Below are 6,374 nucleotides of genomic sequence, written 5' to 3' on the forward strand. Positions count from 1 at the left end.
GCAAATGCGCCGCACTTGAACTCACTTGTTCAACAGAAGCGACTTGCTGGTCATCCATAACGTATCGGCGGATGAGTCGCTCAAAGCCTCGACCGACACCATCTGATCATCGCTTGGTTCAACGCCAGGTTCGATGCTGAGGATCTTGAGGGCTACAGGATCCGTGAAGACAGCGCAGTGCTCATTCAGATAGGCCTGCGCCGCTTGCCTGTCACCTTGTTTCGCAATTTCCCGGCCCTGATGCAGATCGGTCTTTGCATGACATGCCAAGGACGGGTGCTTTGCATAGGCAACCAGCCCTTCCTTGAGGACTCCACCGTCGGCAGAAGGCGCTGTGGGGCCGTGATGGCAGGCAGCGATGCCAACGGTTAAAGCAATGATGAGCCAAGCGCGGTGCGGACTTTTCATGAAGCTATTTTTCCATGGAAGAAACTTGGGAAAAGGGGCGGATCCATTTCTCGTATAGCAGGTGGACCCATCCCTTGATGGATCGATATCGAGCCGAATCTGAACTGCAGTTCGATTGGTACGGAGCGTACGGTTGTGCCGAATGTGTCTGGCTCCTGCACCCCGGGGCTCAGCTGCCGGCCTGGGCCAGGACCGGAAGCGCAGGCCCCGGATCTCCGGAAGCTTGCTGGCGCTGTGCCTCTTTTGGCAAGGTTGGGCGCCTCGCCTGGCCCGGAAGCGCGGCCCGATGTCGATCCCGCGCCTGCCCATTCGTCGCATCCATGAAGGCGACCATGTCGGCCGCCCCTTCCGCTGAGGAAACTGCCATGTCCTACATCGATGGTTTCGTGATCGCCGTACCCAACGCCAACCGTGAGAAGTTCATTGCACACGCCCGTACTTTCGACGCCATTTTCGTGGAATTCGGCGCCATTCGGGTGGTGGAGTGCTGGGGCGACGACGTGCCTGAGGGCACGGTCACCGATTTCCGCCGCGCCGTGCAGGCCACGCAGGATGAGTCCGTGGTGTTCTCCTGGGTGGAATGGCCCGACAAGGCCACCCGCGATGCAGGCATGGCGAAATTCATGCAGGACCCGCGCATGGAAGCCGCCGCTGACTGTCCTTTCGACGGCAAGCGGATGATCTTTGGCGGCTTCGTGTCGGTGGTCAGTCTGCCGGGCTAGGGAAGCTCGGATCACCGACGCTATTTTCGGAATTTCATAGTTTGGCCGGACTGGCCAAACTATGGTTCGGCGCGCAACGCGATTCGAATCAATCTCGTCTTACGGTCCCCTGGCCAGGCTGAAGCCCAGGATCGCAAAGCCAATCACCATCATCAAAATGTACAGAATGGACCGCACCTGATTCAGGCGGCGAAGGTTCTTCGATTGCAACGGAAAGCCCATTTCTCTTCCTTTTGAAGTGTTGATCCTGGTGGTGTCTGCTTCGACTCGGAAACAGACGCTCGACTGGGTACCCGCTACTGGCCTGAGAGCCTCAACCATTTCGTGGTGCATCGTGACCGACGCACTTCCACACCGTGTAGCCGATCATGATCGCCACGCCCGCGCCGACCGCAACCATCGAGCCGGTGCGTGCAAGTTCCTGCGGTGCGAATGCCCACAGCGCCGTCCACACCAGGAAGGCCAGCGTCATGGCCCAGCCGCCGACGCGCCCTATGGCCTGTGCCAGCGTGGCGTGCTGAACGGATCGGGGCGAGCCTTGCATCCTCTTCGGCATGGCGTTGCAGAAGACCGCGAGGGCGAGTCCGATGATGATGTTGTTTCCGCGCGAGACCAGCTCTGCACTGACCCATCCTTGTTTGTGGGCCACGGTGAGCAGCAGGGCGCCGGCGATCATGGCGGCCGCGAGCTTGAGGCCGAAAAGGATTTCTTTTCTCGCGCTCATTTGGTGGCTCCTTTACGGGATGCTTTGAGCTTGGCCTTGCCGGCGGATTCCGTGGTCGCGTGCGTGCCGGCGCCTATGCCGAACAGCTGGGTGAAGCTCAACAGCGCGTCTTCCAGCACCGACAGCTTCAGCTGATAAATGATGCTGGTGCCGATCTTGTGCGCCTCGATCAGGTCGGCTTCGCGCAGTACCGCGAAATGCGCCGACATGGTGGGCCGCGACACGGGGAAGCAGTCGGACAGCTCACCGGCGCTCATGGAGCGCTGGCGCAGCAGCTCCAGCACCTTGCGGCGGGTGGGGTCGGCCAGGGCTTTGAAGACGGCGTTCACGGGCGCTATTTAGCTAATCATCTAAATTAGAGTCAAGTAAAATTTCGATGATTGGCTAAATTGGCGCCGGAGGGAGCGGGGAAACTAACACTTGGCTTCCCGCAGGCGCGTATCCTTGCAACGTTAAGCCTTGTGCCAAGCGCACTCTCACTACGCACGGGCAGCGGAGCTGCCGTCGTCCTCGTGAGTCCACTCGTACCCCGCGCGTGCCGGATGGCCGCGACGCTCGGCGAACCGTCGTACGACGGCCATCTCCTGCCTTATCCCCCATCCCTGGAAAACCCTGACGCATGACCTCTGCCGCACGCCCCGCCGCCGCACGCTGTTCTTCCTGCGAGGCAGTCTGCTGCCGCCTCATGGTGGTTCTGCAACCGGAAGAATCGATTCCCGATCACCTCACCACGTATTCGCCAGAAGGGTATCGCGTGATGAAGCGCGGCGAGGACGGCTGGTGCGTGGCCTTGAACAGCGTGAAGATGAATTGCGGCATCTACGAAACCCGGCCCGCCGTGTGCCGCCGCTTTGTGATGAATGGGCCCTATTGCAGGGCCATTCGCGAAGACTACAGCCGCGACGCGGCCAAGGCATTGCAAGAGTCGAACAAGTAACCGCTGTGCCGAGCTGCTGCGTTCCTACGAACGCAGCTTGTAGCCGGTACGGAAGATCCAGGCGATGGCCACGATGCAGACCAGCAGAAAGGCCAGCGTCATGCTCGCGCTCAATACGACGTTGACGTCGGATTGCCCGTAGAAGCTCCAGCGGAAACCGCTGATCAGATACACCACGGGATTGAACAGCGCGACCTTCTGCCAGAACGGCGGCAGCATGCCGATCGAATAGAACGCGCCGCCGAGGAAGGTGAGCGGGGTGACCACCATCAGCGGGATCACCTGCAGTTTCTGGAAGTCATCGGCCCACAGGCCAATGATGAAACCGAAGGAGCTGAAGGTGACGGCGGTGAGCAGCAGGAAGACCATCATCCATAGCGGATGCATGATGCTGTACGGCACGAAGAAACGCGCGGTAACCAGGATCAATAAGCCCAGCATCACCGATTTGGTCGATGCCGCCCCGACATAGCCCAGCACCGCTTCCAGTGGCGAAACGGGCGCGGAGAGCAGCTCGTAAATCGTGCCCGACCACTTGGGCAGATAAATGCCGAACGAGGCGTTGGAAATGCTTTCGTTGAGCAGCGAAAGCATGATCAGCCCGGGAATGATGAAGGCGCCGTAGCTGGTGCCGCCGATCTCGCCCATGCGCGAACCGATGGCGGTGCCGAACACGATGAAATACAGCGACGTCGACAGCACCGGCGACACTATGCTCTGGGTCAGCGTGCGGAAGGTGCGGGCCATCTCGAAGCGGTAGATGGCGCGAATGGCTGGAATGTTCATCGCGTTCCCCGCACCAGGCTGACGAAAATATCTTCGAGCGAGCTTTCCATCGTATGCAGGTCCTTGAAGTCCACCCCGCGATCGCCCAGCTTGCGCAGCAGGACGGCAATGCCAGTGTCGTCGCTCTGGGCATCGAAGGTGTAGGTAAGCGTGGTGCCGTCGTCGGCGAGCTCCAGCGCGTAGTCCTCCAGCCCTTCGGGTAGCGCCTGGATGGGCGCCTTGAGGCTGATGGACAGCTGCTTCTTGCCCAGCTTGCGCATCAGTGCGTGCTTGTCTTCGACCAGGATCAATTCGCCGCGGGTGATCACGCCCACACGGTCCGCCATTTCCTCGGCCTCTTCGATGTAATGCGTGGTGAGGATGACGGTGACGCCGGTGGCGCGCAGCGCGCGCACCATCTGCCACATGTCGTGGCGAAGCTCCACATCCACGCCGGCAGTGGGCTCGTCCAGGAACAGGATGCTCGGCTCGTGCGCCAGCGCCTTGGCGATCAGGACGCGGCGCTTCATGCCGCCGGACAATGTCATGATCTTCGCGTCTCTCTTCTCCCACAGCGAAAGGTCGCGCAATACCTTTTCGATGTGCTGGTCGTTGCGTGGGCGACCGAACAAACCCCGGCTGAACCTGACCGCCGCCCACACCGTTTCGAAGGCGTCCGTCGACAGCTCCTGCGGAACCAGGCCGATCTTCGATCGCGTAACGCGGTAGTCGCGCAGCACGTCGGCGCCATCGGCGTGCACCGTGCCGGAACTGGGTTTGACGATGCCGCAGACGATGCTGATCAGCGTGGTCTTGCCGGCGCCATTGGGGCCGAGCAACGCAAAGATCTCGCCCCGCTTGATGTCCAGGTCCACCGACTTCAGCGCCTGGAAACCGTTCTTGTAGGTCTTGCTGATGCCCCGGATAGAAATGGCGTGCGGCGGCAATGCGGCCTGTTCGCTCATGGTGTTCCCTGGTGTGGCTTGTCGCGGCGTCCGGGGAGTCTACGCCCGCCTTGGCCAGATACGAAGCGGGGGTGAATTCATCCGGCTGGCTTGAACTCGCGGATGACTTCGATGAGGCCGACGATGTTGTCGTTCAGTGCTTCCAGATCTTCCGCGGGGACCCACCATTCGGTGTGGTGAGATCCGCCTACGCGCTGCACTGGGTATTTGCTCATGAAGGACGTGCGGACCTGGAAGCGGGTGACGGCACCGTAGCCGCTGTCGCGGATGTTCCAGGTGCTGGCGATTTCGGCGGCGTATTGTTCGTTGGTGACGGGGTAGAAGATGGGCTGGTCGGGGAGGCGCGGGGGCCAGCGCTTGAAGTCGGCGTCGCGCAGGAGTTCCCATTCCTTGGGGCCGATGGGGCGGTAGAGCACGGTCAGTTCTTCAGAGATAGTCATATCGATTCTTTCCTTCCTTGGTGTTTGCTGCGGTCGAATCCGCATTCGGCACAAAAATTTGCCATGGGCGTGCGCAGTGGTTTTCCACAAGCTTCGCATGCTGGACCGAACAAGCTTGCTCTGTGATGCCAAAGGACATCGGGGTCCGATTCCGTGGCGCCGGTCAACTGCTGATAGCGAGACAGAGCATCGTTGCCGAATCCTTGGCTGAGTGCCTCGGCGAGAGAGGCGCCGGTACTTCTGCGGAATTCCTGGACTCTCGAGATCATGATCGAAAGCAGCGGCGCAACCTCAGCCCACTCATGCTCATCGAGCATCGATGCATTCCGCTTGCACCTCCAACAATAGAGCGTATCCGCCATGAGCATCTCTTCCTTGTGCGATGAACCGGTGGCTTTTAACCCTGAGTCGGCTGTGAGCTGGAGCCGAGCAACCACCTGAGGTCGAGAGCAATATTCGACAGCAAGTGGCAGCGATCGCATTTGAAATCGAACAGGTCGTGGAGTCGTGGTGTCTGGCGCCACTCATTTCCGCAGCCAGGGCAGCGCCGTTCGAGTTCGGTGCGAAGGCTTCGTCCGCGGTAACGGTATAGGTAGTAGTAGAAAGGGCGATCGTTGGAGGCGGCGAGTGTTTGGCAGTATTCCAACCCGCTTTTGCTCAGGATGCTCTCGATGTTCGACATCTCCCGCGTCGCCGCCCGCTCCAGCACGTGGCAGTTCATCTGAAGGGTATCGCAGCTTTGATAATTGGATTGCCACGATATGAGCTCGCAATACTCATCGCCGTCCATGGCTTTCATCCGATACAGCGCAACGGGGCCGAAACAATCCATGCATCGTATCGGCGAAACCAAGGTGAGGTAGGTTGTGAAGAGCACATAGGCACTCGGGCTAGGGCACATACACGGCGCTATGGATTCGACGTGCCTGCCAAGTACCTTGGTTGCCAGCAGCAACCCCTTAACCTCGCAGCGCGCTATGGCCGCGTTTACGTATTTGTTGTTGAAGCGCTCGTCGAGTGACTGTTCTTCGGGTGAGAGCACCGTCGTGGAAAAGGTCTCTCCGTCGGCATGGATGGGCCATTCGCATCCATAGGCTTGCCCATTCATGCGCCAGGCTGCCAGCACTCCACCGATAAGCTCGGCTAGCTTCGCGGGGGCGCTTCGCGCGCCAGATATCTAATTCATCGCCATTAGTCTAAAGGCTGGGGTAGGCGCCTAGAGACCTCAATTTTTGGGAGCAAGTCTCACTTTCCGACGAGTACTTGGCATTCTTTGCGGGGAAAACTGGTACGCCCCCGCTTTCGTAGACGGTTAGCTGCTGGATTTTGAGTTAGCCGCCTCGAACATCATTGGCGCAAGGCCACCCAGATGTCCATGTCGGCGTTGTCGGTTGTAGAAAACCTCGATGTAAT

10 protein-coding genes are annotated in these 6,374 nt (G+C 59.8%); 2 read left to right on the forward strand and 8 right to left on the reverse strand.

Going from position 1 to position 6,374, the window contains the following annotated elements; genetic code table 11:
• Positions 1 to 21: 21 nt before the first annotated feature.
• Complete coding sequence (locus KK141_RS18120; protein ID WP_214570994.1) at positions 22 to 408, reverse strand: hypothetical protein; 387 nt, start codon at positions 406 to 408, stop codon at positions 22 to 24.
• 365 nt (positions 409 to 773) lie between these two features.
• On the opposite strand from KK141_RS18120, the gene KK141_RS18125 reads away from it, so the two are divergent.
• On the forward strand, positions 774 to 1,130 hold the full coding sequence (locus tag KK141_RS18125) for a DUF1428 domain-containing protein (protein WP_214570993.1): 357 nt from the start codon (positions 774 to 776) through the stop codon (positions 1,128 to 1,130).
• 313 nt (positions 1,131 to 1,443) lie between these two features.
• On the opposite strand, the gene KK141_RS18130 is transcribed toward KK141_RS18125, so the two are convergent.
• Positions 1,444 to 1,854 carry a hypothetical protein gene (locus KK141_RS18130; protein ID WP_214570992.1) on the reverse strand — a complete coding sequence of 137 codons (411 nt, stop codon included), beginning with the start codon at positions 1,852 to 1,854 and terminating at the stop codon, positions 1,444 to 1,446.
• Complete coding sequence (locus KK141_RS18135) at positions 1,851 to 2,183, reverse strand: autorepressor SdpR family transcription factor (RefSeq protein ID WP_214570991.1); 333 nt, start codon at positions 2,181 to 2,183, stop codon at positions 1,851 to 1,853. Before KK141_RS18135 ends, KK141_RS18130 begins: the two co-directional genes overlap by 4 nt.
• A gap of 290 nt (positions 2,184 to 2,473) precedes the next feature.
• Between KK141_RS18135 and KK141_RS18140 the strand changes: the two genes are divergently transcribed.
• Positions 2,474 to 2,791 (forward strand): YkgJ family cysteine cluster protein, encoded by a 318-nt coding sequence (locus tag KK141_RS18140; RefSeq protein WP_214570990.1) that lies wholly within the window; start codon positions 2,474 to 2,476, stop codon positions 2,789 to 2,791.
• Between the two features lie 24 nt (positions 2,792 to 2,815).
• Here KK141_RS18140 and KK141_RS18145 read toward each other — a convergent pair whose 3' ends face one another.
• The 5 genes from KK141_RS18145 to KK141_RS18165 all read right to left on the reverse strand — a co-directional run bounded on the left by KK141_RS18145 (position 2,816) and on the right by KK141_RS18165 (position 6,138).
• Positions 2,816 to 3,577, reverse strand: coding sequence for an ABC transporter permease (locus tag KK141_RS18145; RefSeq protein WP_214570989.1), 762 nt, complete (start codon positions 3,575 to 3,577; stop codon positions 2,816 to 2,818).
• Positions 3,574 to 4,521 (reverse strand): ABC transporter ATP-binding protein, encoded by a 948-nt coding sequence (locus KK141_RS18150; protein ID WP_214570988.1) that lies wholly within the window; start codon positions 4,519 to 4,521, stop codon positions 3,574 to 3,576. The genes KK141_RS18145 and KK141_RS18150 overlap by 4 nt, the downstream gene beginning before the upstream one ends.
• A 77-nt stretch (positions 4,522 to 4,598) precedes the next feature.
• Positions 4,599 to 4,961, reverse strand: coding sequence for an ADP-ribosylation/crystallin J1 (locus tag KK141_RS18155; protein ID WP_214570987.1), 363 nt, complete (start codon positions 4,959 to 4,961; stop codon positions 4,599 to 4,601).
• Positions 4,958 to 5,323 carry a hypothetical protein gene (locus KK141_RS18160; protein WP_214570986.1) on the reverse strand — a complete coding sequence of 122 codons (366 nt, stop codon included), beginning with the start codon at positions 5,321 to 5,323 and terminating at the stop codon, positions 4,958 to 4,960. The genes KK141_RS18155 and KK141_RS18160 overlap by 4 nt, the downstream gene beginning before the upstream one ends.
• A gap of 35 nt (positions 5,324 to 5,358) precedes the next feature.
• Positions 5,359 to 6,138, reverse strand: a complete 780-nt coding sequence (locus KK141_RS18165; protein WP_345777579.1) for a DUF2310 family Zn-ribbon-containing protein — start codon at positions 6,136 to 6,138, stop codon at positions 5,359 to 5,361.
• Positions 6,139 to 6,374: the final 236 nt, after the last annotated feature.

The organism is Dyella sp. LX-66 (genome assembly GCF_018599165.1).
Lineage (GTDB): Bacteria > Pseudomonadota > Gammaproteobacteria > Xanthomonadales > Rhodanobacteraceae > Dyella_D > Dyella_D marensis.